General features: G+C 58.5%; 23 protein-coding genes and 1 pseudogene. 18 read left to right on the top strand and 6 right to left on the bottom strand.

Annotated features, from left to right (window positions below; translation table 11 throughout):
- Positions 1–64: 64 nt before the first annotated feature.
- The gene (locus FHX15_RS14010) at positions 65–1,141 is read left to right on the top strand and encodes a questin oxidase family protein (RefSeq protein WP_184397980.1); all 1,077 of its coding nucleotides are present in this window, start codon (positions 65–67) and stop codon (positions 1,139–1,141) included.
- Positions 1,142–1,157: 16 nt separating this feature from the next.
- Here FHX15_RS14010 and FHX15_RS14015 read toward each other — a convergent pair whose 3' ends face one another.
- Positions 1,158–2,621 carry an FAD-dependent oxidoreductase gene (locus FHX15_RS14015; RefSeq protein ID WP_184397983.1) on the bottom strand — a complete coding sequence of 488 codons (1,464 nt, stop codon included), beginning with the start codon at positions 2,619–2,621 and terminating at the stop codon, positions 1,158–1,160.
- Between the two features lie 456 nt (positions 2,622–3,077).
- On the opposite strand from FHX15_RS14015, the gene FHX15_RS14020 reads away from it, so the two are divergent.
- From FHX15_RS14020 to FHX15_RS14055, 8 genes are all read left to right on the top strand, one after another.
- Positions 3,078–4,313 carry an ABC transporter substrate-binding protein gene (locus tag FHX15_RS14020; RefSeq protein ID WP_246778966.1) on the top strand — a complete coding sequence of 412 codons (1,236 nt, stop codon included), beginning with the start codon at positions 3,078–3,080 and terminating at the stop codon, positions 4,311–4,313.
- 130 nt (positions 4,314–4,443) lie between these two features.
- Positions 4,444–5,343, top strand: coding sequence for a carbohydrate ABC transporter permease (locus tag FHX15_RS14025; RefSeq protein ID WP_184398614.1), 900 nt, complete (start codon positions 4,444–4,446; stop codon positions 5,341–5,343).
- A 3-nt stretch (positions 5,344–5,346) separates the two neighbouring features.
- Positions 5,347–6,168 carry a carbohydrate ABC transporter permease gene (locus FHX15_RS14030; RefSeq protein WP_184397985.1) on the top strand — a complete coding sequence of 274 codons (822 nt, stop codon included), beginning with the start codon at positions 5,347–5,349 and terminating at the stop codon, positions 6,166–6,168.
- A gap of 10 nt (positions 6,169–6,178) precedes the next feature.
- Positions 6,179–7,327 carry an ABC transporter ATP-binding protein gene (locus tag FHX15_RS14035; protein ID WP_184397987.1) on the top strand — a complete coding sequence of 383 codons (1,149 nt, stop codon included), beginning with the start codon at positions 6,179–6,181 and terminating at the stop codon, positions 7,325–7,327.
- Positions 7,324–8,010, top strand: a complete 687-nt coding sequence (locus FHX15_RS14040) for a cysteine hydrolase family protein (RefSeq protein ID WP_184397989.1) — start codon at positions 7,324–7,326, stop codon at positions 8,008–8,010. The genes FHX15_RS14035 and FHX15_RS14040 overlap by 4 nt, the downstream gene beginning before the upstream one ends.
- Entirely contained in the window at positions 8,003–8,665 is a 663-nt protein-coding gene (locus tag FHX15_RS14045) for a cysteine hydrolase family protein (protein ID WP_184397991.1), read from the top strand. The genes FHX15_RS14040 and FHX15_RS14045 overlap by 8 nt, the downstream gene beginning before the upstream one ends.
- A 308-nt stretch (positions 8,666–8,973) precedes the next feature.
- On the top strand, positions 8,974–9,894 hold the full coding sequence (locus FHX15_RS14050) for a DnaJ C-terminal domain-containing protein (RefSeq protein ID WP_184397993.1): 921 nt from the start codon (positions 8,974–8,976) through the stop codon (positions 9,892–9,894).
- 2 nt (positions 9,895–9,896) lie between these two features.
- On the top strand, positions 9,897–10,229 hold the full coding sequence (locus FHX15_RS14055) for a chaperone modulator CbpM (protein WP_184397995.1): 333 nt from the start codon (positions 9,897–9,899) through the stop codon (positions 10,227–10,229).
- Between the two features lie 39 nt (positions 10,230–10,268).
- Here the strand turns inward: FHX15_RS14055 and FHX15_RS14060 are convergent, their stop codons facing one another.
- Positions 10,269–10,619, bottom strand: coding sequence for a hypothetical protein (locus FHX15_RS14060; protein ID WP_246778956.1), 351 nt, complete (start codon positions 10,617–10,619; stop codon positions 10,269–10,271).
- 473 nt (positions 10,620–11,092) lie between these two features.
- On the opposite strand from FHX15_RS14060, the gene FHX15_RS14065 reads away from it, so the two are divergent.
- Entirely contained in the window at positions 11,093–11,419 is a 327-nt protein-coding gene (locus tag FHX15_RS14065) for a hypothetical protein (protein ID WP_184397999.1), read from the top strand.
- A 237-nt stretch (positions 11,420–11,656) separates the two neighbouring features.
- The gene (serA, locus tag FHX15_RS14070; protein ID WP_184398001.1) at positions 11,657–12,895 is read left to right on the top strand and encodes a phosphoglycerate dehydrogenase; all 1,239 of its coding nucleotides are present in this window, start codon (positions 11,657–11,659) and stop codon (positions 12,893–12,895) included.
- 168 nt (positions 12,896–13,063) lie between these two features.
- Here the strand turns inward: serA and FHX15_RS14075 are convergent, their stop codons facing one another.
- On the bottom strand, positions 13,064–14,863 hold the full coding sequence (locus tag FHX15_RS14075) for a hypothetical protein (RefSeq protein ID WP_184398003.1): 1,800 nt from the start codon (positions 14,861–14,863) through the stop codon (positions 13,064–13,066).
- A 257-nt stretch (positions 14,864–15,120) separates the two neighbouring features.
- On the opposite strand from FHX15_RS14075, the gene FHX15_RS14080 reads away from it, so the two are divergent.
- A complete protein-coding gene (locus FHX15_RS14080; RefSeq protein WP_184398005.1) occupies positions 15,121–15,588 on the top strand; it encodes a hypothetical protein in 468 nt (155 codons plus the stop codon).
- Positions 15,589–16,080: 492 nt separating this feature from the next.
- Here the strand turns inward: FHX15_RS14080 and FHX15_RS14085 are convergent, their stop codons facing one another.
- Genes FHX15_RS14085 through FHX15_RS14095 form a run of 3 tightly spaced genes read right to left on the bottom strand, consistent with a single transcriptional unit; the run spans position 16,081 to position 18,806 of the window.
- Positions 16,081–17,019, bottom strand: a complete 939-nt coding sequence (locus tag FHX15_RS14085; RefSeq protein WP_184398007.1) for a DUF2950 family protein — start codon at positions 17,017–17,019, stop codon at positions 16,081–16,083.
- Positions 17,020–17,046: 27 nt separating this feature from the next.
- Positions 17,047–18,450, bottom strand: a complete 1,404-nt coding sequence (locus tag FHX15_RS14090; protein ID WP_184398616.1) for a DUF3300 domain-containing protein — start codon at positions 18,448–18,450, stop codon at positions 17,047–17,049.
- Positions 18,451–18,491: 41 nt separating this feature from the next.
- Positions 18,492–18,806 (bottom strand): hypothetical protein, encoded by a 315-nt coding sequence (locus FHX15_RS14095; RefSeq protein ID WP_184398618.1) that lies wholly within the window; start codon positions 18,804–18,806, stop codon positions 18,492–18,494.
- Between the two features lie 374 nt (positions 18,807–19,180).
- Between FHX15_RS14095 and FHX15_RS14100 the strand changes: the two are divergent.
- The 6 genes and pseudogenes from FHX15_RS14100 to FHX15_RS14125 form a co-directional block, all read left to right on the top strand.
- Positions 19,181–19,459, top strand: a pseudogene (locus FHX15_RS14100) (HlyD family secretion protein); the annotation flags it as partial.
- An 82-nt stretch (positions 19,460–19,541) separates the two neighbouring features.
- The gene (locus FHX15_RS14105) at positions 19,542–21,257 is read left to right on the top strand and encodes a SulP family inorganic anion transporter (RefSeq protein ID WP_184398009.1); all 1,716 of its coding nucleotides are present in this window, start codon (positions 19,542–19,544) and stop codon (positions 21,255–21,257) included.
- A 20-nt stretch (positions 21,258–21,277) separates the two neighbouring features.
- Positions 21,278–22,117, top strand: coding sequence for a polyphosphate kinase 2 (ppk2, locus tag FHX15_RS14110; protein ID WP_184398011.1), 840 nt, complete (start codon positions 21,278–21,280; stop codon positions 22,115–22,117).
- Positions 22,118–22,149: 32 nt separating this feature from the next.
- A complete protein-coding gene (locus FHX15_RS14115; RefSeq protein WP_184398013.1) occupies positions 22,150–23,271 on the top strand; it encodes an AI-2E family transporter in 1,122 nt (373 codons plus the stop codon).
- A 261-nt stretch (positions 23,272–23,532) separates the two neighbouring features.
- Positions 23,533–24,456 (top strand): LuxR C-terminal-related transcriptional regulator, encoded by a 924-nt coding sequence (locus tag FHX15_RS31770; RefSeq protein ID WP_184398015.1) that lies wholly within the window; start codon positions 23,533–23,535, stop codon positions 24,454–24,456.
- Between the two features lie 91 nt (positions 24,457–24,547).
- Complete coding sequence (locus tag FHX15_RS14125; protein WP_184398018.1) at positions 24,548–26,308, top strand: hypothetical protein; 1,761 nt, start codon at positions 24,548–24,550, stop codon at positions 26,306–26,308.
- The last annotated feature ends 2 nt before the right edge of the window (positions 26,309–26,310 follow it).

Genomic DNA, 26,310 nt, shown 5'->3' on the forward strand with positions numbered 1-26,310 from the left:
TTGTTCGAACACCACAGCGCAGCTTCGCCTAGGGGTGCTGTGTGTTGCAATCAGGATAACGATCATGTCAAAGACAAGCTCGGCAGTACAGGCAAGCCACCTCTATCGGGACGAGACAACGGGCCCGCGATTGAAGGCGTTAATCGCTGATGTCGGCCGACGGAGCGGCGAATTCCCTGACGATCTGGCCAATCATCTGCCGATGGTTCTTGAAGCCATGGCCCGACTCGGCGCTTCGTTCGCGCGGCTTGAGGCCTACGCGGATCACTACACGCGCTTCCACGCCGTTCCGATGCAGCCACCCGCCATCTCTGTGTTGGACGACGCAACATGGCGCGGTGCTCTCGGCCGGCGCGAACGAGAAGGTGACCTGCGGCGCTATTTCCGTGCAAGGGTCGCGAAAGAAGGCGGTTCTGCCACGGCCCGCGCAGTCGTGCCGGTGCTCGCCCCCGGTGTCGCGGCCTCGGCCACGCATGGGCTGATGCGCCTCGCCTATGCATTTCTGCGCCATGATGATACCGAGGTCGCCGCAGCGCTCGGCTACTGGGCTGCAACCTATCTTGCTTATGAGGGCATACCGGACGAGCGCACGCCGGTTGCCACGGATCCGCTTGCATGTCTGATGGAGATGCGGGCAGAACCCGCCTTACGCAATCTCGACGCACCGACCCACCTTTTGTGGAAATGGATCGAGGCGATGGGTAAGCTACCGGCATTTCGTGAGCGTCTCGGACGGCTGGCCGCCGGGCCGGATTTCCTTGACCGTATCCGCCCGGCATCCCTTGCTCTCTATGCTGGAACCATGAGTTTCGAGGCCCTGCATGCAGTGACCGGCTGCCATTGGCTGCGCCTCGTTTCCCCACATATCGGGGAACCCCAGGCCCTTGCGCTCCATTTCTGGGAAGTCGTGATGGCGCTCTACACCAAGATCGGCATGCCGCTTGCGCCAGCCGCCGAGGAACTGGAGGAATGGCGCCATCTGTCTTTACCCTCCGATACCGACATAGCGGCCGCCGCCGTCGCATCAGACGACGAACATGACCATTCGCTGGTGTTTTCCGCCTTTGAGGAATATCGCTACACCGGCGATCGACTGTACAAGCTCGTTGCCGCGCGACGTGTCGGGCTCATCCCTGGATGATCTCGGCGCGTCGCACTCATGGACGGATATTTGGCTGGAAATGCACCTTGTTGTAGCCGTCCAGCGATTGGAAAAAATGATCGATATTGCCGATGAACAGTCCCCGGCAAATGCCGGCGACGAGCTTGGGCACCCCTGCCTTCAACCCGGTGATACCGTTACAAACCGGTCCAAGACTTGGTACCGCGGCATTATTGAAGATATGGATATTGGCAAGCATGGGTGCCGTCCCGGGAACCTTTTCCACCAGCTCGAATGCCGGACCTAGATAGGGATAGGCGAGAAGGTCGAGGTCGACCTCGCCCTTTGGCGGCACGAAGCGGTCGGCCCAGGTTGCGATCAAGTCAGAGAATCCGGCCAGTTCAGGTCGATGTGCGAGGTCAATCCGGTATCCTGTTCCAAGCAGAAGGTGATCGAGGGCAAAGTCGCCGGCGCTCGTCTTGACGGCAATCTCGCCGCTCTCGATCGCAACCGCTTCTATCGCTGCTCCAGACACGAGGCGGCATTGTGGGAATGCCATAGCGCGCTCGTACATCTCCACCGTCGGCGGTGTCCTGAACGTAAACATGCGACGAGTGAACCGGTAGCGGCTCTCATCATCAAGATCGGAGAAGTGGTTGAGAAAGCCCGGAAAATTCGACCAATCCAGCAGTTCCGTCTTGGGCAGTGACGGTGCACGGGCAAGGAGGGTTACGCTGTCGGCGCCCGCCTCCAGTGCGGTCACCGCCCAGTCGAAACTCGAGGCAGCCGCGCCGATCACCCCGATCCGCTTGCCGGCAAGGCTCTGTACTGAGACGGCCTCGCCGCTATGCGTCCAGCGATCCTTTGGCAGTCCGTTGCGGATCACGGCGGGCACATGCAGTCCGCCGGCGCCCTCCAGACCCGTCGCCAGCACCACCTTGCGGCAGGACATTACCCGCTCGCGACCACCCTGCAGAACGCACAGCCTCAGATGATCCCGCTCCTCCTCGATCGCAAGCAGCCGGCTGTCATTTTCGACGCTCAAACCCAGCACGCTTCGAAACCAATTCAGATAGTTCATCCAGGCGATGCGGTCGATCCTGTCGAGCCTGTCGAAGCTCTTGCGACCGTGAAGCGCTTCGTGCCATGCCCGGTAGGTCAGGCTCGGCACGCCGAGATCCGGACCGCTCAGTGTTTTCGGGGATCGCAAGGTCCGCATGCGCGCTGTCGTCACCCATGGCCCTTCCTGTCCCGCCGGCGCTGCATCGATCAGGCTGACACGTTCCACCCCTTGCCGCTTCAGGCCGAAAGCGATCGTAAGACCCGACAGGCCTGCACCGACAATCACGACGTCGTGCGCAACATGCGCCTCATCGTGCGTTGGAACCCAGGCTCGCGGCGCGGCCTCGATCATCCCGAGATCGCGTCGAACCTGCCTCTCGAGCCGGAGCAACCGTGATCGTGCTGCCTTGGCAGCATCCGGGCTGGATATATCCTGCGCCGACAACGACTCCTGCATCGAGACTGACCCCCAGAATTTTCCGGAAGCGTAGCGAACATGATCACGTTGTAAAGTGTTTGATCGTGTTTCTTTTCGGATTTTTCCATTATGCCGTGTTCGTTTTTTCGTATCGACATTCCGGCAAGTGCTCTGTCGGAGTGTGAGGAGCCTCAACGTCACCAGCGTCGCCCTGCTGGCCAAAACCAGCCATAAAACAGCGATATACCGCAAACCCGGCCATCAGCCGGAAAAACAAGCAGATGAAAGTTCATCATTTAAGCAGAATGCCACTGCTTTAACCAAAGCCGCCGGCAATGGATTCCAATTTGTTATATATGTGATTTTTTGTTTGACTTGAAATTGAGGCGCGTTAACGTCGCTTCATAGTTCACCGCACCGGAAAGGTTGATTGTCATGACGAGAGCCTCTTCATTCTTCATGCCCAAAACGGCATACCGCCTGGCGGCCGCCGTCATGGCGCTGATGGCGACCACTGCCTACACGCAGGCAAAGTCGCTCGATGGCGTAACCCTGACGATCGCATCGATGAACGACGGTTTTTCCAAGGTCCTGACCGAGCTGGCACCCGCCTTCAAGGAGGAGACCGGCGCGGATATCAAGGTCGAGATCATGGACTACGGCACGTTGCTGACCAAGACGACAGCGGATTTCGTCGGCGACACCAAGGGCTACGATCTGGTGACGATGGACATCGTCTGGGCAGGCGCCTATGCCGAGAACAAGTATTCCGTCGACCTGACCGACTGGGTCAAACGCGATGCCGCCGAACTCGATCTTGACGATATCTATCCGGTGGCCTTGAAGTCCCTCGGTCAGTATAACGATCACTACGTGGCTTTTCCGCTTGCGGCCTACGCCAACGTGCTTGCCTATCGCAAGGATCTTCTGGAGGCTGCTGGCCTGAAGCCGCCGGCGAGCATGGAAGAACTCGTCGCCGATGCCAAGAAGCTGACGGACCCTTCAAAGAAGCAATACGGCTTCGTGGCCAACGGCCAGAAGGGCCCGGCGGTCGCCCAGGACTGGATGCAATATAATAACCAGCTTGGCGGCTCCATCCTGGACAAGGACGGCAAGCCCGCACTCAACTCTGACGCAAATATCAAGAGCCTCACGGTCTACAAGCAGCTTTTCACTGAGGCTGCACCGCCAGGCGCCATCGAATATGACTGGGGCGGACGCGAGGAAAGCTTCCGCCAGGGCATGTCTGCCTTCATGCAGACTTGGTCGGTGGGCGCGGCTGCCTATTCCGATCCCAAAGTATCGAACATCGTTGGCAAGGCCGGCATTGCCGTGGCGCCGGTTGCTGCGGGCATGACGCCGCAATATGGCGTCGGCGGCTGGGGGCTTGCCATCAATGCCGATATCGATACGCCAAAGCAGGACGCTGCGTGGACCTTCATCAAGTGGGTGACAAGCAAGAAAATCCACAAGGAGTTCAATATGCTCGGCGCCGGCGGCTTCATGCGCAAGAGCGAAATGACCGATCCAGACCTAGTTGCCAAATATGACTTCCTGCCGGTGATCGCGCAAACCTATGAGCACGGCAACGGCGAATTCCGTCCGCGCATTCCCGAATATCCGGAAATTCAGGACATGCTCGGAACAGCTGTCAATTCCGTCCTCGCCGGTGCCGCGACCCCGAAGGAAGCGCTCGACAAGGCGCAGGAAGCAGCAGAAAAACTGTTCTGATCGCCGCGCCTGCCGCCCGCTTGGCAGGCGCATTCCGCTTCGCGACCGCGCCGATCGTCAAACCGGCGCGGTCAAGGATGCAGCCTTAGGGCCGAAGCCGGGCCTGACACGAATGAACGCTGTTTTGCCGATGCCCCATCGCTTCTCTGATCGCCGCAGGCTCTTCCTGTTCTTGATGGCCGCTCCGGCAGTCGTCTACGTCGCTGCAATCGGTCTTTGGCCGCTTTCGCAAGGGGTTTGGTACAGCTTCTATCGCTACAATCTTCTCCGCCCGGGCCGGACAAGCTTCGTCGGCCTGCAGAACTATGTCGACATCTTCACCGATGAAGCGACGCGCACGGCAATTCTCAACACCTTCCAGTTCACGATTTTCAGTGTCGGTCTTCAGCTCATCTTCGGCTTCTGCCTGGCGCTTCTTCTGTGGCGAGACAGCCGGTTCAATCGTGCGGTCCTAGCCTTCTTGCTGGTGCCGTCGACAATCACCCCACTCGTCGTCGGACTGATCTTCAAGGCACTGCTTGGCGCCGACTACGGCATGATCGGGTATTTCCTGTCTCAAGCGGGCATCGGCCCTCGCACGGGCCTCCTCACCGACGCTTCAACTGCTCTCTGGGTCCTGATATTGATCGACTGCTGGGAGTGGACCCCTCTGATGACGCTGATCCTGCTTGCCGGGCTTAAGGCGCTGCCGGCGGACCTGCTTGAAGCCGGGACAGTCGACGGCGCAACCGCGTGGCAGCGCTTCCGCCTATTGATCCTGCCCTTGATGCTGCCATCGATCTTCCTGGCACTCACGTTGAGGACGATGGATGCCTTCCGGGTCTTCGATTCCGTTTTCGTCACAACGGGCGGTGGACCGAACGACGCCACCAACACGCTGATGATGCTCGGCGTCAAGCAGGGTCTGCAATTCTTCAATGTCGGCTATGCTTCGGCTGTAGGTAACGTCACGCTGCTCTTCATCGCGCTGATAGCGACCGTTCTGCTTCTGGTCGTCCGACGCGCCGATGTCAGGATCAACGGGAGATAGCCGATGTCACGTGTTTCCAGACGTCGCATCCTTGCAGAGCGGACCGGTGTGCTCGTCGCCACCCTCCTGTTCCTGCTTCCGGTCTGCTGGTTGATCGCGACGGCCTACAAGCCGTCGAACCAGATATTCACCGTGCCGCCACGTCTGACCTTCGAGCCGACGCTCGACCAATTTCGCCAGGCTCTTGCGCTGTTCGACGTCGTTTCACTCGTCCGCTCATCGCTGGTGATCAGCCTTGGCACGACGCTTCTTTCACTTCTGCTCGGCGTTCCCTCCGGCTATGCGCTGGCCCGCTCCAAAGCACGCTTTGCCACCGGCTTTGCCTATTTCTTCCTGGCGATCCGGATGATCCCGGCGATCGCCGCGCTGATCCCCTTTTATCTGCTGATGCGTGACATCGGCCTGCTTGGCAGCTGGTGGGCGGTCATCGTGTTCAACACCATGCTGAACTGCGCCTTCGTGACCTGGATGATGTTTTCCTATTTCAAGTCGCTGCCGCCGGACATGGAAGAGGCTGCGCTGACCGATGGTTGCACACTGATCGGGGCCTTCCTTCGCGTGGCCCTGCCATCGGTGCGCTCCGGCATCATCGCCTGCGCACTGTTTTGCATGATGTTCTCCTGGAATGACTTCCTTCATCCGATGTTTCTGACGACCCTTGATTCAAAGCCGATCTCGGTCGCGCTGCTGACCGCCTATGGGACCAAGGACATCACCTGGGGCACGCTTGGAGCTCTTGCGCACTTTTCCACCATACCGATTGTCCTGATGGCGCTTTTCATGAACCGCTACTTCGTTCAGGGCGCGACCAACGGCGTACAGTAGGGCAGACAGCATGGCCGAAATCTCGTTTATGAACGTCTCCAAGACCTATGCCGGCGGCAAAGCGGCCGCGCTGAATGATTTCAATCTCAAAATCGCCGACGGGGAGTTCATGGTACTGGTCGGCCCGTCCGGCTGCGGAAAGACCACCGCTCTTCGAATGATAGCCGGACTGGAGGATATCTCCTCCGGCGAGTTGAAAATCAACGACACCGTGGCAAACGATCTGTCGCCACGCGATCGCGATATAGCCATGGTCTTTCAATCCTACGCGCTCTATCCGCATCTCACCGTTGCGGACAATATCGCCTTCGGGCTGAAGGTGCGCGGCGCCAAGCCTGAAGTCATCGCAGACAAGGTGCGTGAAACCGCCGCGCTGCTGGAATTGACGGAATTTCTGGATCGCAAGCCGAGCCGTCTTTCCGGCGGCCAGCGGCAGCGCGTCGCCATGGGCCGTGCCCTGGTGCGCTCGCCCAACGCCTTCCTGATGGATGAACCGCTTTCCAATCTCGATGCACGCCTGCGCGGTCAGATGCGCGCGGAAATCTCGCGGCTGCAGCGCATGACGGCGGTCACCACGGTCTATGTCACCCACGACCAGGTGGAAGCCATGACGATGGGCCATCGCGTCGCCGTCATGAACAAGGGAACACTGCAGCAACTCGATACGCCTCGCGCGCTCTATGACCATCCGGTCAACATGTTCGTCGCCGGCTTCATCGGTTCCCCGCCAATCAACTTTCTCGAGGGCAGGCTCGTCGCGCATGACAACGGCCCTGCCGTTGCAATCGGCGAATTCCTGTTGCCGCTCGCGCAACAAGGCGAGCGCGCGGCCCGCCGCATCGATCAAGGGGTCGCAATCGGCATCCGGCCCGAACATCTGAAGCTGTCTGACAATGCCGGCATGCCTGGCACGATCTCGGCTAAAGCCTCCTTCGTCGAAGACCTCGGCGCCGATCTGCTCGTCCACATGGACGACAAGGGAACGGCTGCGAGCGGTGCCGTCGTCATGGACGACGAACGTGACATGATGAAATCGGCGCCGAGGCTGAAAGCACTCGTCGACAGCAGCCATCGTGTGCGGCGCGACGAGCGCGTGACATTCTCCGTCGACCCGTCGTTGATCCTGCTGTTCGATCCGGAAACCGGAGATCGCCTGTGAGCACTGAACTGACAGCAACCTTCTGGCCATTGGGCGGCACGGTTTCCAAAGCCGGTATCGCCTTGATCATCATCGATATGCAGATCGATTTCTGCGCAGCCGGCGGCTGGATCGACCAGCTTGGCGAGGACGTGTCAAACACCCGTTCGGTAATCACGCCTATCGCTGAGACGCTCGCCCTTGCTCGTGCAGCCGGCCTGACCGTCATTCACACCCGCGAGGGACACCATCCCGACCTTTCCGATCTCAACGCCAACAAGCAATGGCGAACGCGCGCTCATGGGCTGGGGATCGGCGACATGGGAAAGACCGGCCGGATACTCGTTCGGGGTGAGCCCGGTTGGCAGATCATTCCGGAATTAACACCGCTTAACGGAGAGATCGTCATCGACAAGCCCGGCAAATCCTCTTTTCATCGGACCGACCTTGCCGACCAACTCGAAAGCCGCGGCATTTCGCGCCTCGTCGTCACCGGTGTGACGTCGGATTGCTGCGTGCAATCCACCATCCGCGATGGCTTCGAGCACGGCATCGAATGCGTCCTTCTGAAAGATTGCACCGCTGCGGTCGAGACCGGAAACCACGAGGCGACGCTGGAAATCCTTGGAGCCTTCGGCGGGCGATGGGGCGGCATCGCCGATCGGACCGCTTTTGCCGCGATGCTGGAGACGGCCGATGATTAAGAGCTCGCCCGACCATTTCAGGCCTGTCGACGCCACCCCTTACACGTGGCCATTCGACCATGAATGGTCATGCAGAGATACGGGGCTTCTTCTTCTCGGTTTCCAGAGTGGCATCGTCCGCGGCCTCGCCGCCCAAGCGGCGCGAGAGACAGCCACCCGCCTTGTCGAGGCGGCTAGCTGTCGCGGCCTGGCAATCATCGCCTCCAGGCGCGGACAGGATCCCGAGAGCGGCGCTCTCGCTCGGCGACGTGCGGTACTTGGCGACCAGATTCCGGCAAGAGGCAGCCAGGACTGGCAGTTCGATGAGAGCATATCGCTTCCAGCTGCGGCGATCGTCGTCGATCACGCCGGCGACAACGCTTTCTTCCGAACCGATCTTGAGGATACTCTCCGCCGGCGCGGGATTCGCAACCTTCTCGTGGTTGGCCTTCCGACCGACGGGCTGGTCCACGCAACTCAGCGCGCGGCAAACGACATGGGTTTCGAATGCCTGACAGTCATCGACGCCTGCAAGGGAACCTCGCCGGGGCGCCATGAGGCGCAGCTGCGCATAACCACTTTCGGCAACGGTCTTTTCGGGGCGATTGCCCCAGCATCCGCTGTCGAGGCGGCCCTTGGAATTTCTCAACGCAGCATGCCATTTCGCCGGTTTTAGTTCATTTTTCCTTTCAAGCGCCTCAGGTTCGGCGCCCATGGCGTGAGGCGCCTAAGCCGCAGCATTCTCACGGCATCCGCCGGGTGCGCCATTGTTTCTTCGGCCTGATCGAGCGCCCGAATGATGCCAGACGCAGACGCTGGCTGTCAGAAATCGAAACGTTAGACGCAAGGGGATTTAAGAAGGATCGCAGGCGGGATCGCTCCTCGCAAGACAACCTGCGAACTCCCCTCCCCGAAGCGGAGCCGGCAACCTATATCAGCGCCAAACCATTCCGCAGTATTCGCTGCCCTTACACGGAGACCCGTATGAGCCAAGATCCATACGAGCTTCTGGGCGTGAAACGGGATGCGACCCAGAAGGAAATTCAGGGTGCATTCCGCAAGCTAGCCAAGAAGCTCCATCCAGACCTCAACCCAGGCGACAAGAAGGCCGAGGCGACGTTCAAGGAGATTTCCGCCGCCTATGAAATCCTGGGCGATGAAGAAAAGCGTGCTCGCTTCGATCGCGGCGAGATCGACATGACCGGAGCCGAACAGCCGCCGCGCAGTTACTATCGTGATTACGCCTCGGCAAGCGGCCCAGGTGACGCCTACCATAACGGTGCCGGCTTTGCCGATTTCGGCGATGCTGACGATCTCTTCGCAAGCTTCTTCTCGCGTCGCGCCGGCGGCCGCGCCGGTCAGTTCCGCGCTCAAGGGCAGGACCGGCACTTCTCGATGGAAGTCGATTTCCTCGATGCCGTCAACGGGACGAAAACCCAGGTGAAACTTCCGGATGGGCCGGCGCTCGACGTGCAGATACCACCCGGCTCGCGTGACGGTCAGACGCTGCGCCTCAAAGGCAAGGGCGAGCCCGGTATTGGCGGCGGGCCGGCGGGCGATGCGCTGATCGACATCCGCGTGCGCGCGCACCGCTTCTTTACCCGTACCGGCGACGATATCCGCCTCGACCTGCCGGTGACACTGACCGAAGCGGTACTCGGCGGCAAGGTGCGCGTACCGACACCCTCCGGCCCGGTCAACCTGACCCTGCCGCCCAACTCCAGCAGCGGCAAGGTCCTGCGCCTGAAAGGCAAGGGGGTTCCAAGGCGCGGTGGCGAGGCCGGGGATGTCTATGTCACGTTAAAGATTGTCCTGCCCGATCAGCCTGACGAGCAGCTGGCCGCCTTCGTCAGGAACTGGGCGGCTGCAAACGCACAGAATCCGAGGAGCAACATGGAGATCTGACCATGGACGATCGCGAATTCCGTCTCAACCTGAAAATCGAAGTGAGCGAGCTCGATCTTTGGGTCGAGCAGGGCTGGCTCGCCCCGCATATGCGCGAGGGCCGGCGCCGGTTCGGCGATGCCGATCTCGCCCGCGCCCGCCTCATCCTTGACCTGACGCACGGCATGGGCGTCAACGAAGTCGGTGTCGACCTCATCATGGATCTGATCGATCAGTTGCATGGCATGCGCGCCACCATGCGCCAGCTCGTGACTGCGATCAACAGGCAGGATGTGGAGATTCAGCGGCGACTGCTCGGTTCGCTGGGAGAGCTCGACGATATCGGCCGCTTCTAGGAAGGTCCTGATGGCGCGCCTGGCAGCCCTTGCCCATCGTCACCGCTTGTTTGAGCACCCCTTTGCCACGCGAGATATCTGGTCTCGCGCGTCCGTAAGTTCAAAGCCGGTGCTGTAATCTATCTCACCGGCCTTGATGGCGAACATAGTGGCGAAATCAGCGCCAGATGTCAGGGCGGCAAGCAGCTTCGGGTGCCTTGAGAGAACAATCGTTCGCCGATCAGGACGATTGCCGTCGAGGCGGATCGTCTCTTTGTACCTGCCGATCTCGAAGCGGGCCAATCGCAGGTCGTACTCACCAACAGTGGCATCGCCAATCTCGAAGATGAGACCGTTCTTGGCGTCGCAGCGGACCATGTAACAAGCCTCGATGTCGCTCGCATCGATCATTGAGCACGTTCCGACCGCTCCGGCATGGGAGCCGGTGAGCTTAACCCATGGAGCCGGCGGCTCGACTTCCTGTGTCAGCGCAGGCGATGCCGTAAGGGCAATACCAAACACGCACACGCCCACGCCAATTACGCTTGCGACCGCCAATCTGCTAAGCCCCATTATATCCCCATTTTATTATGATGCTGGAGCACATAGCGTCTCGACATGGATGCGTTTGTCAAGGTCGGTTCACGGGGAGACGCAGACCACAAATGCCGAGATCCAGCGCCCGCTCGATAGCACGGATCAAGATATCGTGGCGCACTTCGCCTAGCAATCAAGTACGCCGCCGGCATGAACACGCCGGCGGTGAGCATCCGATACCGGGGCACGGAATTTCTTGGCCGTTCCAGACAGTCGCCAGCGCTTCACGCCGCGCTCAATTCCTGACATATTTGCAGGGAGACAGTCAACGTCGTGGGTATAGCGTCATGAGCTCGCAGACACGTGAAAAAGGCAATCTGCGCGCACCTACCGGGTCCGTCACCGGGCTCTGCTCTGCCTCCGCCACCATGTTTGCAGTAGGAATGGCCTTTCTGGGCTACTGGGGGGTCTATGAACAGGGTAGCTGGCACACAACCGACTATCTTGTGATGATTGTAGCCATCATCGGATTTGCTGCACTGGGTTGCGTGCCGTGGATTGTCACCACACCTGTCGCAGAAGATGAGGCAGACAAGGTGGCCGTTGCCAGGCGGGCGATGGCACTGGGGACGGCATTAATCTGGGCGGCCGTCTGCATTACGGTATTTGCCTGAGTTGCCTACGGGACACCAGCGACCGCAAAGGTTGCCCGATCCTCTCGCTGAGCCTCGGAGAACCTGGCAGGCTGCCATTCCGGGCACAGACGAGATGGATCATTTGCCGACGCTGACAGATTTGAGTTTAGCCTTGCGCCATCCATCTGATGGCCGTTAAGTCATGCCGGCGTATCGGCGGGCTTTTGTGGCCGACGAGAGACCTAGCGCGATAAAATCCGAATCGAAAGCAACGCAATGACCCGATCTCTTTCTCTTCCACGCGACCGGATTTCCGTGCTTCTGCTCGAAGGCATCAGTCAGAGCGCTGTCGACTACTTTTCGTCATCCGGCTACGTCAACCTCATTCATCTGCCGAAGGCTCTGGATGACAAAGATCTCAAAAGTCATATAACCGATGCGCATATTATCGGAATTCGTTCACGCACGCATCTGACAGAGGAAATTTTCAGCTCCGCAAAGAAGCTTATTGCCGTCGGTTGTTTCTCGGTCGGGACAAATCAGGTCGATCTCGATGCAGCCCGCCGGCGCGGGATCCCCGTATTCAACGCGCCTTATTCGAACACGCGTTCAGTCGCCGAGCTCGTGATCGGCGAGATCATCATGCTGACCAGGCAGATATTCCCGCGCTCGGCTTCCGCTCACCAGGGCGGATGGGAAAAATCCGCGATAGGCAGTCGCGAAGTGCGAGGGAAGACGCTCGGAATCGTGGGCTACGGCAATATCGGTTCGCAGCTTAGCGTTCTTGCCGAAAGCATGGGTATGAACGTCCGCTACTTTGATCCTTCAGACAAGCTTCGCCACGGCAATTCAGAATCGATGGCCACGCTTGGTGAACTTCTGGAAATATCGGACTTTGTAACGATGCACGTTCCGGAAACCAGTTCGACGCGAAACATGATAACCGAGGCCGAACTGCGCAGGATGAAAAAGGGAGCGATTTTTATCAATAATTCCCGCGGCACTGTGGTGGATATTGAAGCGCTCGCCATGGTTTTGAAAGAAGGGCATCTCGCAGGCGCCGCTGTGGATGTGTTTCCAAGGGAGCCAGCTTCAAACAAGGAGCGTTTCGAAACACCGCTGCAGGGATTGGAGAATGTCATTCTGACGCCGCATATTGGCGGCTCGACGGAAGAAGCTCAGGAGCGTATTGGAACCGAAGTTGCCAGGAAGCTCGTCGAATATTCCGATGTCGGCTCGACACTCGGCGCGGTCAATTTTCCCCAGGTTCAACTACCGCCCCGCCCAAACGGCACCCGCTTCATCCATGTTCACGAGAATCGCCCCGGCATTCTGAACAATTTGAACACGATCTTTTCGTCCCGCGGACTTAATATCGTCGGTGAATTCCTGCAGACATATGGCGAATTGGGTTACGTGGTCATTGAGGCAGAGGGCGTCGGCCAGGCAGCGGCGGACATTCTTGATTCGCTACGCCGGATTCCGGGAACTATACGGGCGCGATTGGTCTACTGATGCCGGCGACAACAGCGGCCCATAGTTCCGTTTTCGAACGGAACTTCGACGCCTGAAAGTCTGAAAGCCAAACGAGGGGCTTCTTTCCGAGGCATCAAACTCGGCGCGCTGCAGGCAGTCCTGCTTTTTACCTGCGCTCGTAAGCCCTGCGAACGTCTTGAGGTATCATCATTTCGGTCCATTAGACGCCTCGTCATTCGACACAGGCAGGCCGGCAGCCTTCAGTCCCGCAAGAAAGCGCTCCTGGTCTTCTGTCCGGACCAGCCGCTTGGCGACCTCTTGTCTGACATTCGGGATCAGGGCGGGTGACTTGAGCTCGATCCAATCGAGCTGCTCCTTTGCCTCCGCCGTTTTCCCCAACGTGCCTAGGATGGAAAGCAATACGAGGCGATGCATCGGATTGTAGTTCAAGTCCGACATACGGGACCATAGTTCTGCGGCTTGCGTGTCACCCCGCATAAAGGCGCAAAGCGCCATTCCGACCTCGTAATATCCGCGCGGGCCGGCATTCCTGCTGATAGCTTCGGAAACCAATTCGCAACCCCTGTCCCATTGTCCCGACATCGACAGGCGCAAGCCGTATTCACCTGCCACCTCGGTGTCGTTCGGATTGCTTGCATAGGCGCCCTGGCCGGCACGCAGAGCTCCCTCCAGATCATTGCTGAAAAAATTGGCGAGCATCAGTGCTTGAAGCGCGCGCGCATTCTTCGGGTCGAGGCGAACTGCGCGTTCGGCGAATTCTTTCGCAGTGCTGAGCGTGGCGGGCGTCGGCTTCGTGTGCAACTGGTAGGGAAAGCGGAACTCGTCGAGATAGATCAAAGAAAGAAAGGCAGCAATATTGGAAACATCGGGTCTTCTTTCGGCGGCTGACTGCAGACAGGACTTCGCCACCTCATGCGCCTGCACCGTCATTTCGCTGCGATAGCTGTAGTAGGAGAGTATGCAGGAAAATGGGTCTGCACTTCCGGCAATGCTGACGGTATCCGTTTCGAACATGACACCGTACGGTCGCGCAACCGCCGTCGCGATATGTTCAGCAAGGCTCGACTGTGTTTCCAGGATGCCCCGCACTTTCATGTCGGTATCGTAGTTGTTGGCCCAGATGACGACGCCATCGCGTCGTACGAGCCTTGCGGTCGAGCGCAGGGTGTTGCCTTCCAAACGGACGCCTCCCTGGAGAGTATAGAGCGGTTTCGACGAAGTCTGACCTTCTTTACTGCGTGGCAGTGCAACAACGACTATATCCTTGAAGGGGACGAGCTTTTCGATGATTTCGTCGGTAATGCCCCGGGAGATATCGGATGCTAGCTCTCCCTGAGAAGCACTTTCAAAGGGTTCGACGACGATAGTGGAGCAGGGATCTGTCCCCGTCGCCCTCTTGGCTCCCCAAGAGAACAAGTCTCCATGCAAAAGTGACGCGGCCGAGACGAGGAGGGTTACCACACCTCCCGCAAGCAGCCAAATTCGGGGTCTCGACCAAAGCCGAATTGCCCTGTCGCGTCGGATCACATCCTCGGCGAGACCGACCTGCTCTGCATCGCCTCCTACAGACATCGGTTGATTGGACTGCCCGGCGCTCGAAGTATTTGCTGACTCATCACCTGGCCTAACTTCGAAGACTGGCGCATAGCCCCCTCTTGGCACCGTGATGATGATCCGGTCAGCAGCACCAGCGGTCAGGTAATAATGTTCCAACTCCCTCCTCAGCCGCCCTGCCTCGATTCGAACACAAGGATCCTGCTGGGCATCGAAGTTCGCGTCTCTGCCGAAAACCGACTGCGCGATGGTGAACGCCTTCAGATAATCGCGGCGGCCCGCAAGCGTTTCAGTGACCACAAATTCGAGGAACCGCCTCGCCCGCTCTGGAAGACGAAACTCGGGGCTGAACAGAATGCGCTCAAGTTGCTGCTCCACCTCTTCTTGAGAAGGGGCGCCGCCGCCAATCCTATTAGCACCTGCACTAATCATCGGCTCCCCTCAGACCCCGATTGCAACGCTCCGCAGCTTGCTGCGATGAAGGATAAACCCGGTTGGGTGTAACGGCAACGCCGTTCAACCGGATGGACTAATCAAGATCAAACTCATGAACCGTCTGCAGTCGCGGCAAGCCCTGTAGGCCCCAGCTTGGTGTAGGATACCGTATCCTACCGAAGGCGACGCGTATTTTACTGCCTTCGTCTCCCGGCGCGCTCTATCATCATTGCTATATTCTGGAGGAAGCGGCGATGACATCACCCGAAACGCCCACATCCCAACCCATTACGAGTGCCGAAGATCTGCGCAAACGTGCTTTGGAACTCCAGCTTCTGGAAATGGAGCGCAACGACAAGATCAAGGCGCGTGAATCTAAGAAACACGCTGAATTCGTTGACGATTTTTTCCGCAAACATATCGGAGAGACGGAGCGCGCCGTCATCAAACGGCTGGTGATGAAAGCCGCCGCGGACGGCAAATACGAGGCACTGATCTACAGTTTCCCCTCGACATTCTGCACGGACAGCGGACGCGCCATCAACAATAATCTTCCCGGATGGCAAAAGACGCTGCAGGGAAAAGCAAAGGAACTTCTCGAACTGTTTGAGGAAGTTGCCAAACCTCAGGGCTATGGGCTCAAGGCGATGATCATCAATTTTCCGGATGGCATGCCCGGAGATGTGGGCTTCTTTCTCACCTGGGAGCCGCCAGTCGACTGAGCGGCAATAGCAGGCATGAGCGAAGGAATATGAATCGAAAGCGAGCGAGATCGAGCGAAAGTTCCTGGTCCGCAACGACAGCTGGAGCGCTTTTGCCGGCGTTCCGCACGTGCTGCAGCAACCCTATCTTTGCCGCCGCGATCAAAACTCTATCCTTGTCCGCCTGATCGATGGGTGCTCTGGGCGCCTAACGATCAAATTCCGTACGCCTGGCCTGGCCCGAGGCCTTCTGCTCCGGGCGGGGCGTATCACCGAAAAGACCCCATACCGTTTTCCTGCTGATCGCAAGAGCCTGGGATGTGGATGCTTTGCCGGCGCCTATGATGGACTGGCGCTCGCCGAGATCGAAATGGCGAGCGAGGAGGATGAGCAACCCAACCTGCCGCAGTTGGCTAGGGCGCGAGGTGATGGGCGGGAAACGATCCTCCAACCGCGCAATAGCAGCTGCCTTACGCCTTTCGCCAGCGGCGCAAGAACACCGTCGACTGAGAGCTACTCGCTTACGACGGTCCAGTCAGCGTCCGGATTGAAATCCTTGATCGCCGCCGCGCGCTCCTCCGTCTTCGGCCCGAGATCGCGCTGATAGATTACGTTCGCACCATTGACCATGAACGTCTGCACACCAGTAACGCGGTATTTGACAGGCCAGGCGATGAGTGCGAAGCCACCGGTCATGTAACCGTTGATGATGTAGTTTTGCTTGCCGCCAAGCACGTTGTCGCCCTGGGATGTCAAGATCCGATAGCGATAACCGAAATAACCATCTCCACGTTTGGCGGCGCCGAAGGCGGCTGTCTCGACCAGCGCGCTTGCAGGGCTTTCCTCAGGATAGACGTTCGCGTCCCAGTAAAGGCCATCGAGCTTACCCGGACTGCTGATCAGTTTCTTCGCAAATTCATAGATACCGTCCCCGTCGCGGTCCTCGGATGCATATTGATATTGGGCCGCGACATATTCATGCATGGTATCGATGGTAGCCAGTTCATTTTCGCCGACGCGACGATTGACGATTTCCTCCAGGCCGCGCTGGGTATCAAAGGACCATTTTCCGTCCTTGGCCTCGGTCAGCGGGAACGGGAGCGGCCAGAGGCGATCCCCGATAGCGACGATCTTCATGCCTTCGACATCCCGCAGAACGGCCTGCCGCTCGGCACCCTCGCGAATCAAGCCATAAGCGATCGTCGCGTCGTTGCTAGACCGTAGCTTGTCGGCGTTGAGGCCGAACAGAGCCGCGAGATCCTCGATCCTGCCGGAAGCCAGCACGGATTTCAGTTTGTCGAGGGCAAGCTCCGGACTGTCAAACTTCGGCGACTGGGTTGCTGCTTTATATTCGGCAAGATCTGTCTGCACTTGTGAAAGAACCGGCGTTGCCGGCATCGCGCAAATGAGCGCCGCAAGCATTATCGGAATTACGGTCGATTGACGTTTCATGATGTAACTCCCTGAACTCGAAAGGTCTCACCGGCGGCCACCCCCACCCCGGCCACCGCCACCCCGACCACCGCCGCCGCCACGCGGAATTGGACGCGAGCGGTGCTGCGGACGGGCTGCCTGACGATGGGCGCCCATGCTTTGCGCCCCGCGTTTTGACGCAACGGCCTCGCGGCGACCCGACTGGGGATTGCCAAGCGCGCTCGGCTGGCGCCCTCGGTTGTCGGGCCTTGCGGCCATCTGCGCTTTGTTAGGCCTGTTGGCCGATTTCTGCGATGGCTTGGAGGGGCGATTGACTGCCTTCTGAGGACGAGCCTCAGGCCTGGATGCCGCCGGCCGATTTGCCGCCGCTGGGAGGTTTCCTGCTGTCGGCCGATTTGCCTGTGGTCTGTCCTTGAGGCCCTGCGCGGTGTTTTTGCGAATATCCTGCGCACGTGCCGAATTGGCCCGATTGGCGGGCAGTTGGCTCGCCTTGACGTCATTGGCCCTGTTACGCAGTTGGTTGCGACTATCGCCCTGCAGGCCGGATTTGATCGTCGACCGATCCATCTTCGCAAGTTGGTCCTTGCTGATGCTCATCTTGCTGCGATCGACATTGTTCCAGTTGACGTCGTTCCACTTCAACTTTCCATTGAAATTGCGATCGTTCAGGCAATTGTTGCAGTCAATGTCGACATCGCCATTCCAGCGGCCGCCCCATACGCCCCAATCATCCCAGTTGACGATGGCCGCAAAGGCAAGGCCGGTCACAGCACCGGCAAAGAACGTTGCCCCGGGATAATAATAGTTGTCGTAATAGTCGGGATAATAGGAGACCGGCGCCGACACGTAGCCCGGCTCATAGAGCATCTCCGGCGGGTATTGCGGGATATAGATCTTCTCCGGGTCGGTCGGCCTGATGATGATGTTATCGTTTTCAGTGACGACCGTGACCTTGTCATCCGTTTTGATGAGGTTCTTTTCCACCGCCTCGTCGCGAAGCTGCTGGATGGCAATCAGGACATCCTTCTGCTGGTTGGTGAGCGCATCGGCAAGTGACTGCGTCCAATCGAGATCCTCGCTCATCATCTTGACGACATCGGGATAATTGAGCAGCGAAATAACGCTGCCGTCCCAGTCGCTCTTCGGCTTGAGGTCGGAGTTTTTCTTCTTTGCCTCGAGGAAGCGCTGTGCTTCGACGATTTGCAGGGGAAAGAGTGAGGCGGCCGAAATTGCCGCAACCAATTCATCCGGATAGAGCGCGATCCGCGCCACGAGCACTTCAAGCTCATCATCGGATAGAAGTGCAGTGACGGGCTGTTCGGCACTCGTCTGCGCGGGTGTTGTTGTCGGTGCGGGGGTCTGTGTCTGTGCTCGTACCAGCGCCGGCTGTAATGCAATAATTGCTAGCGCCGACAATCCGCCTAGCAATTTACGGGAACTTGTTTTCATCACGCACGAACCTCCCCAGAGTTATTGAATGGCAGATGTGCCTACAGAGGTTTCGGACCGGTCTGCGGTGACCGCCTGAGCACCACAATTTTCGATTGGGCGATCGCCTCCCCCATCTCTTTCAAGAGGGCATCGACGAGACCCGCATATTCGAGCCGGCGTGCTTCCCTAACCGGCTCCGGTAACCGCTCCACATGTGCAAGCGCCTGTGCCGCAGCCGTAAGATCCTCACACATGCTATGAAAGGGTTCGTTTACGTAGAAAAGCCGCTGGACCAGCCGCTTCTGGCTAGGAAAATAAGTCTCTGCCGTCTCAAGAACGGACAAATATGTCGAACCTTGCTCTCCCGACACCATCCGCGCCCCCGCTGTCAACTGCGTTAAGCAGATGCAGAAACTATATATATCAAGCGGATCGGCAGCAGACGTAAAATACGCGATCTTACATTGGTGGCTTCCAAAACGCCCGCCAATTCGGTCCGTAAAGGCTCGAATGGCACTCATCCTGCCGACCCCACCTTCTTCATTTTCCGCAGGGATAATCTGCTTGAACGGGTCTGCTGCCGACGCCTGGGATAGAGGTTACGCGATGCTACGGGCCTCAGCGCCAAAACGAGCCTAATATCCCGTTGGTGGCAGCAATCGAACGGCTCGGCCGAACCGACCGGAAGGGAGAAGCCGTGTTCTTCGACTATTTTGCGCTCAGCGTACTTGTCTTTGTCGTGGTCACCCTGTTCCAGGCACGAGTTGCGGAGGTCATTGATGTGATGGCACAGGGCCAATTGCGGCCGAGCGGGGCGCTGATCGACCCGCAATCGCCCGAACGCACATCGCCGGGTCAGACTTTGGCTCGCATCGAACTGCTCGAGAGCATCAATCAGTATCAACTGCCCGGCGGCGTGGTCGCCGAGGTCGCGGTCTACACCCATTATTGGCACCACGTCGCCCTTCTCCGCAGAGTGCTGCTGCGGATGAGCGCCTGGATGAACTACGTGTTCCTCGAACATTGAAGCAAAGATTGGCGTCAATCCCGGTGATGCAAGGAATAGCAAGGCACAACGGGAATAACGGAGACAGGATAAGGAGCCAGCAATGATAGGCAGTATTCCAATATTGCGCGGCTTGACCGGTTTCGACAAGGGCTGGCTCCGCAGTGATATTCCAGCGGGGCTCTCGATCGCCGCCGTCGGCCTGCCGAGCGCCATTGCCTATCCTGCCATTGCCGGTCTGCCGCCGGAGACCGGCATCTATGCCAGCATCGTCGCCCCGATCGCCTATGCGATTTTCGGCCCTTCCCGGCTACTGATCGTCGGGCCCGACGCGGCGTCAATGTCGGTTCTGGCTGCCGCAATGGGCACGATTATCGCCGCCGATCCACCAGCCGGCGGCGACCGGGTAGCCATTGCGGCAGCCCTCGCTCTTGGCGTCGGCATTTGCTACATCCTGGCCAAATTGCTGAAGCTTGGCGTTCTTGCGAGTTTTCTTTCTCGCCCCATCCTGGTCGGGTTCTTTGCCGGCGTGTCCCTCTCGATCCTTGTTGGACAGATTGGCCGCTTCACGGGGGTGAAGATTGAATCGGACGGGTTGATTCATCCGCTCGTCGAATTCCTTGCCAAAAGCAGTCTGATCCACTGGCCTTCGCTCATTCTCGGGCTTGCGATGTTCGCGCTGCTATGGATCGTCCGTCTTTTCCCCTTCAGAATTCCCGGACCTATTCTGGTTGTCATTATCTCGGTCGCTCTGTCTGCGATTTTCGACTTTCGAGGCCAAGGCATAGCCGTCGTCGGGGATATACCGCGCGGGCTTCCGAGCTTTTTCCTGCCTCCGCTTCACGAGATGCCTCTCGACAAGGTCGTCACCGGTTCGGTTGCGATCTTTCTCGTCAGCTTTGGATCCGGCATTGTGGCGGCACGCAGTTTCGCCTCGCGGACAGGTGATGAAGTCGATGCAAATCAGGAGTTGCTCGGGCTTGGCGCGGCCAATGTAGCGCCCGGGCTTTTCGGTTCGTTTCCGGTCAGCGTGTCGGACTCCCGAACCGCCATAAATCTGTCGACGGGCGGTGTTTCGCAGGCTTCAGGACTGGTTTCCGCCCTCGCCCTGATCGCCGTGCTGGTTTTCCTCCACGGCGCGTTGCGCATCCTTCCCATTCCCGCACTTGCGGCAATCCTTACAATGGCTGCGGTCAGCCTGATCGATATCCCTGAGCTCAAGAAGATCTGGCGCATCAGCCGTATGGAATTCGTCTTCGCGCTGATCGCCATGTGGGGAGCGATCAGCTTCGGCGTCCTCAATGGCGTCGTTGTCGCGATCATCGCAACCTTCGTCTATCTCCTGCGGCAGACCATGTTTCCGCGCGACGGCCTTCTTGGCCGCATCGAAGGGCGGCACGGTTTCTTCGATCTCAGGCGCTATCCGGAAGCCCGTCCCGTCCCGGGCGCGGCCGTCTTCGCGGTGCAGGGCAGCATCCTGTTCTACAACGCTGATTATGTCCGCACCCGACTGACGTCGGTCGTGAAGGGGCTCCCCTCCGGCACCAAGTGCCTGGTGCTCGATGCCAGCGCCATCACACAGATCGACAGCACCGGCGCGACTGCGCTCGAAGCCGTCGCGGAAATCCTCGTGAAGCGGAACATCGTGTTCGCCTTCGCCGATCTCAGCGACGAAAGCCGCGTCATTCTCGAACGGGCGGGGGTCATCACGATGGTCGGCGCCGACAATATTTTCAACGGCAGAGAAGAAGCCCTGCGGACACTGATCGGCGATATCGACCAGATCAGTAGTCCCACGCCGGCGAGCAGCGCACTTTGATGATAGAAGGAGGGAGAGCCATGGACGAGAATTACGAGCCGAAGCAGATCGGCGGCGATGAGAGCCGCGGCAAGGACAAAAAGAAGAAGAAATCATTTGATTACGAGAAGGAGATCGGCCGGTTGCAGGTCGAGCTCGCATATTTGCAAGCCTGGGTGAAGAAGGCCGGCGCAAGAATCGTCATCGTCTTCGAGGGACGCGATGCTGCGGGAAAAGGCGGAATGATCAAGCGAATAACGGAAAAGGTCAGTCCGCGTGTCTTCCGCGTCGTGGCGCTGCCGGCACCGACGGAACGCGAGAAATCGCAGATCTACATGCAGCGTTATATCGCCCATCTGCCGGCCGCCGGCGAGGTCGTTATATTCGACCGCAGCTGGTACAATCGCGCCGGCGTCGATCGTGTCATGGGCTTCTGCAGCGATAAGAAGGCGCAGCGCTTTTTGGAGCTTGCGCCCCGCTTTGAAGCGGCCATCGTCGAGAGTGGCGTCATTCTGCTCAAATATTTCCTGACCGTCAGCGAGGAAGAACAGGAGCGGCGTTTCAGGCGTCGGATCGACGATCCAGTGCGACAGTGGAAGCTGAGCCCCATGGACGTCGAATCCTATCAGCGCTGGTGGGATTATACGCGTGCCTATGACGAGATGCTGCGGATGACTGACACTAACCATGCGCCATGGTGGATCGTGCCTTCGGACGACAAGAAACGCGCGCGGATCAACTGCATCTCGCATATCCTGCAATCCATTCCCTATGAACGGGTGAAGTTTGACGAACCCGATCTCGGGAAACGCCAGAAGCGTCCGTCCGGCTTCATGGAGGATCGCAGCATCCGCCATGTCGTGCCCGATACGACACCTTAAGCGCGGCTGGCCTGAAAGTGGCGGACGCAACGATGGACCAGACAGCCGATACGCCGGTGCGGAAGAGCGATGCGGGCCAGATTTCGATCGAGGCGAGGGTTAGCGATCTTGTCCGATTGGGCATTATCGGGCTTTTTGCCTATTGGACGATGGTTCTCATCGCGCCCTTCGCACTGATCGTCATCTGGTCGGCGATCCTTGCGGTGGCACTGTTTCCGATGTTTGAGGCACTCTCGCGGCTGATCGGAAACCGGCCGGTCATTGCATCCACCATCATCGTCATCGGTTGCCTCGTCCTGATCATCGCGCCGCTCGCCCTAGTCGCTGTCAATTTTGCCGATGGGCTACAGGCGCTGATAGTCACGTTACGCACGGGCAATTTCACGCTGCCTGCAGCACCCGCCGCCATCAAGGCATGGCCTGTCGTCGGCGAGCGCATCCATGACATCTGGAACCAGGTTGCCGATAATCTGGCGTCTACCATCATGAAGTTTCAGGCGCCCGTCCGTGAGGTCATGGGCGTCATTGTCGCAAAGCTCGCCTCGATCGGCGGCGGTGTGCTGAGCTTCGTTGTGTCAATCATACTGTCCGGCCTGTTTCTCACACAGGCCACGCGCCTGGCTGAAGCGATACAGGTGCTGGCAAGCCGCATTGCCGGCGACAGAGGCGTCGGCTTTGCTCGGCTGGCAGGAACGACTGTACGGAATGTTTCACGGGGCGTGATCGGCGTTGCCTTCCTGCAAACTCTGCTCTGCGGCTTGTGTTTTGCCTTCTTTGACATTCCCGCACGCGGTGCACTGACCTTTGCCGTCTTCGTACTTTGCGTGATGCAGCTGGGGCCCGGACTTGTGCTTCTGCCGGTCGTCATTTGGGGATGGTTCTCCTGGTCACCCATTGCTGCTTTTGTCTTCACCTGCCTTGCGGTGCCGATCGCCATCGTCGACAATATTCTGAAGCCAATCCTGATGGCGAGAGGTCTCTCGACCCCAATGCTCGTCATCCTGATCGGGGTCATCGGCGGCACGCTCTCCCACGGGCTTCTCGGCCTGTTCCTAGGGCCGGTCGTCCTCAGCGTCTTCTATGAACTGCTGAGAGCCTGGGCATGGCCGTCGGTGGCTCCAGGTGAACCCGAACTGGGCCACCAGGCATCTTGATTGATGCTACGCTCGCAAGGCTGTTCCCTTAAGCGCCGATGTACCGAGCTTCTGGCAATAGTGGAACAATGATGCGGGACGTTGGATCAGATCAACGGAACCGAAGCAGAGCCGAAGCGATCCGATATTCACGCGGAGAGATCATAGAGTCTACGCGATACTACACCGATCATCCGTCCAAAGACGGTCGATTTCCCTCATAATTGAGGAAGAATGGCAGTCTAAGGCTGAATAACCTCTCAAAGAAGCAGAGGAGATATCATGTCCATCAAATTTGAGGCGCCCCAAGTTTCCGAATATGGTCCAGCTATCTCAAACCTCGGGGGACGAGCTTCGTTCGCAGGATCAAGAGTGGCACGTTGCGAGCCTGCACGCGGTGCGCGTCAAGAAGATGGCGGGCTAGAGATGGGCTTGGTCCAGCAACTCTACCAACGCATGCCCGACGCAATTTTCCTCCTCAACGAGCGTCGCGGAATTTCAGCCTGCAACAGGGCTGCCGTGAGCTTGTTCGGTTACGAAGAAAGCGAATTGCTCGGTCATAAGCTAGACTTCGTCTGGTCTTCGACGCCAGGTGTTCACCTTAAGGGACGCTGGGCGGATCAGGGTTCCATGCGTGCCGGTATGGCCATCACGAAGAGCGGCGCTCAGTTTCCGGTCGCCCTGACCATCATCAGAGAACACGGCGAAACAGCAGCTTCGGCTGCGGCGATTGTCGAGGATTTTCGAGCCGGGCATGAGGCATTGCAGCAGGTTCAGGAGCTCCAAGACGAGCTGGCCCGCCTTGTAGGAATGGTCGCGCTTGGAGAGGTGAAGGCAAGAGCCCCGGACATTCCCGAAAGACCGCTAAGGGACCAGACGCTGGTTGCAGCCGTCAACGGAGCAATGAGGCAGAGGCGGTACGCGGCCGATTTCGAGGGCGTTGCGGAGCGACTCCATCAACTCACGGACCGTGAACGTCAGGTACTCTCCGGTGTTCTCGACGGCTTACAGAACAAGATGATCGCCTATCATCTCGGCATAAGCTGTCGCACTGTGGAGGTCCATCGGGCCAATGTGATGGCCAAGATGGGTGCGCGCAATCTTGCAGAGCTCATGCGCATGGCCATGACCACTGACGCGACAGTGCAGCCGCTTGAAACGAAAAAGAGTTTGCCGGTCGGCGGCTCGGCTATTTATATTCGATAATTCCAAAGCAAATCTTGCAACCTCTAGCATATGGGATATCATACGTTAGAAATGGCTTAAATAATTGCGTGATCTTGGCGTAGGGGCGATCATGAGAAGCGCAAAGGTCAATACTTTCAGCGCGCTTGTGCCATCAGCCGACGAGATCCGCCGGCAGGTCGAGCGAATTCTCACAAGCAAGGAATTCCACGCGCCCAATCGCGCGAGGAATTTCCTGTCTTTCGTCGTTAATGAGACGCTTGCAGGTCGGTCAGACTTCTTGAAGGCATTTACGATAGCAAATGTTGTTTTTGGCCGGGAAGCTTCATTCGACCCGCAAAACGATCCAGTTGTCCGGATCGAGGCCGGCCGTATACGAAAAGCGCTTGAGCGCTATTATCTCGTCGCGGGTCAGGAGGATGATGTCGTCATAACGGTGCCCAAAGGCGGATATGTCCCGCATTTTGAGTATGCGCGGGATGTGCCGGCCTCGACGGAGCCCGTCAATACGTGGGATAACGCGCAGAATGCGGGGTACGGCGGCGGAGAGCATTCGCTTCGGGAAACGCATCGTCCGAGGTCGCCGAGCCTTCTAGGGACCGCGCTTGCCATCGTGATCGCTCTTTTCCTTGCTTTCGCAACGCTCTTGTCCTTGCTTGATACACCGACCACAGCATTGCCACCGCCGTCTAAGCCAGAGGTGATCATCGAATATTTTGCGGAAAACAAAGCCGCTGGCACGGGCTCAGACATCGCGCGTGGTCTCCGGGACGACATTATCGGCCAGCTAACCCGGTTCGATGATATCGTCGTGGTCGCCGATCCGCTTCGTGGCGAGCACGCCGCTGCCGATTATGCATTGCAGGGCAATGTCCAGCTTGACGGAAGCAAATTGCGGGTTGCGGCAAGGCTCGTACGCCGAATAGACGGAGCCGTCATCTGGGCCAATAATTTCGATGCCGATCTTCAGGCTCAAAACGCGCTTGCAATTCAAGGCAACGTCGCCCGGCAAGTCGCCGATGCGCTTGCACAGCCTTACGGCGCCATCTTCCAAACGGACATAGCTATGGTAGCGCGACCCGCACAGTCTGTTAACAAGGGTGACGATGCCTGTGCGCTCGCCTATTCCAGCTACCATCAGACCATGACTGCGCAAAGTCATGGCGCGGCCCGTGAATGTCTGCAGCAAGCAACTGAGCGTTTTCCTGATAACGCAGTGTTTTGGGCACTGCTATCGACGGTTTATGTCGATGAAATCAGGTTTCGCTACGCGCTCGGGATGTCATTGACGTCCCAAGCTCTCGCGCTGGCGAGCGCGGCGATGGAGCGAGCGGTATCGCTTGCGCCGAGCAATCCCCGCGTACTTCAGGCGCAGATGCTGGTGAGCTTCTACAGTGGAGATATCGACAAGGCCTTGAAGGCAGGCACCGCAGCCTATGCTGCGGACTCTGACAACGTGGAAATCGCAGGCGAATATGGCTTCCGATTGGCAATGTCCGGGAAATGGCAGTCGGGATGCGAGTTGTTGAAGACTGCGCTCAACAGGGGTGTGGGCACGAGAAGTTATTACGAGGTCGGCATGGCTTTGTGCGCGTTCATGAAAGGAGATATCCAGGAGGCTGAGCAGTGGTCACGGCGTTCCGATCTGGATAATCCCATGCATCGCCTGCTATTCCTATCCATTCTCGGTGCAGCAGGAAAAACCGGAGAGGCCATTCTGCAAAAGGATTGGCTCGATAGTCATGCACCCGCTTTGATGGCCAATATCCGCCACGAACTCTCGCTCCGTCTGCAGCGGCCGGAGGACCAGGAGAGGTTTCTGAACGGGCTGCGCGCCTCGGGACTGGTCGTCGATCTCATATCGGCAAGATGAGA

The organism is Rhizobium sp. BK650 (assembly GCF_014195325.1).
Lineage (GTDB): Bacteria > Pseudomonadota > Alphaproteobacteria > Rhizobiales > Rhizobiaceae > Rhizobium.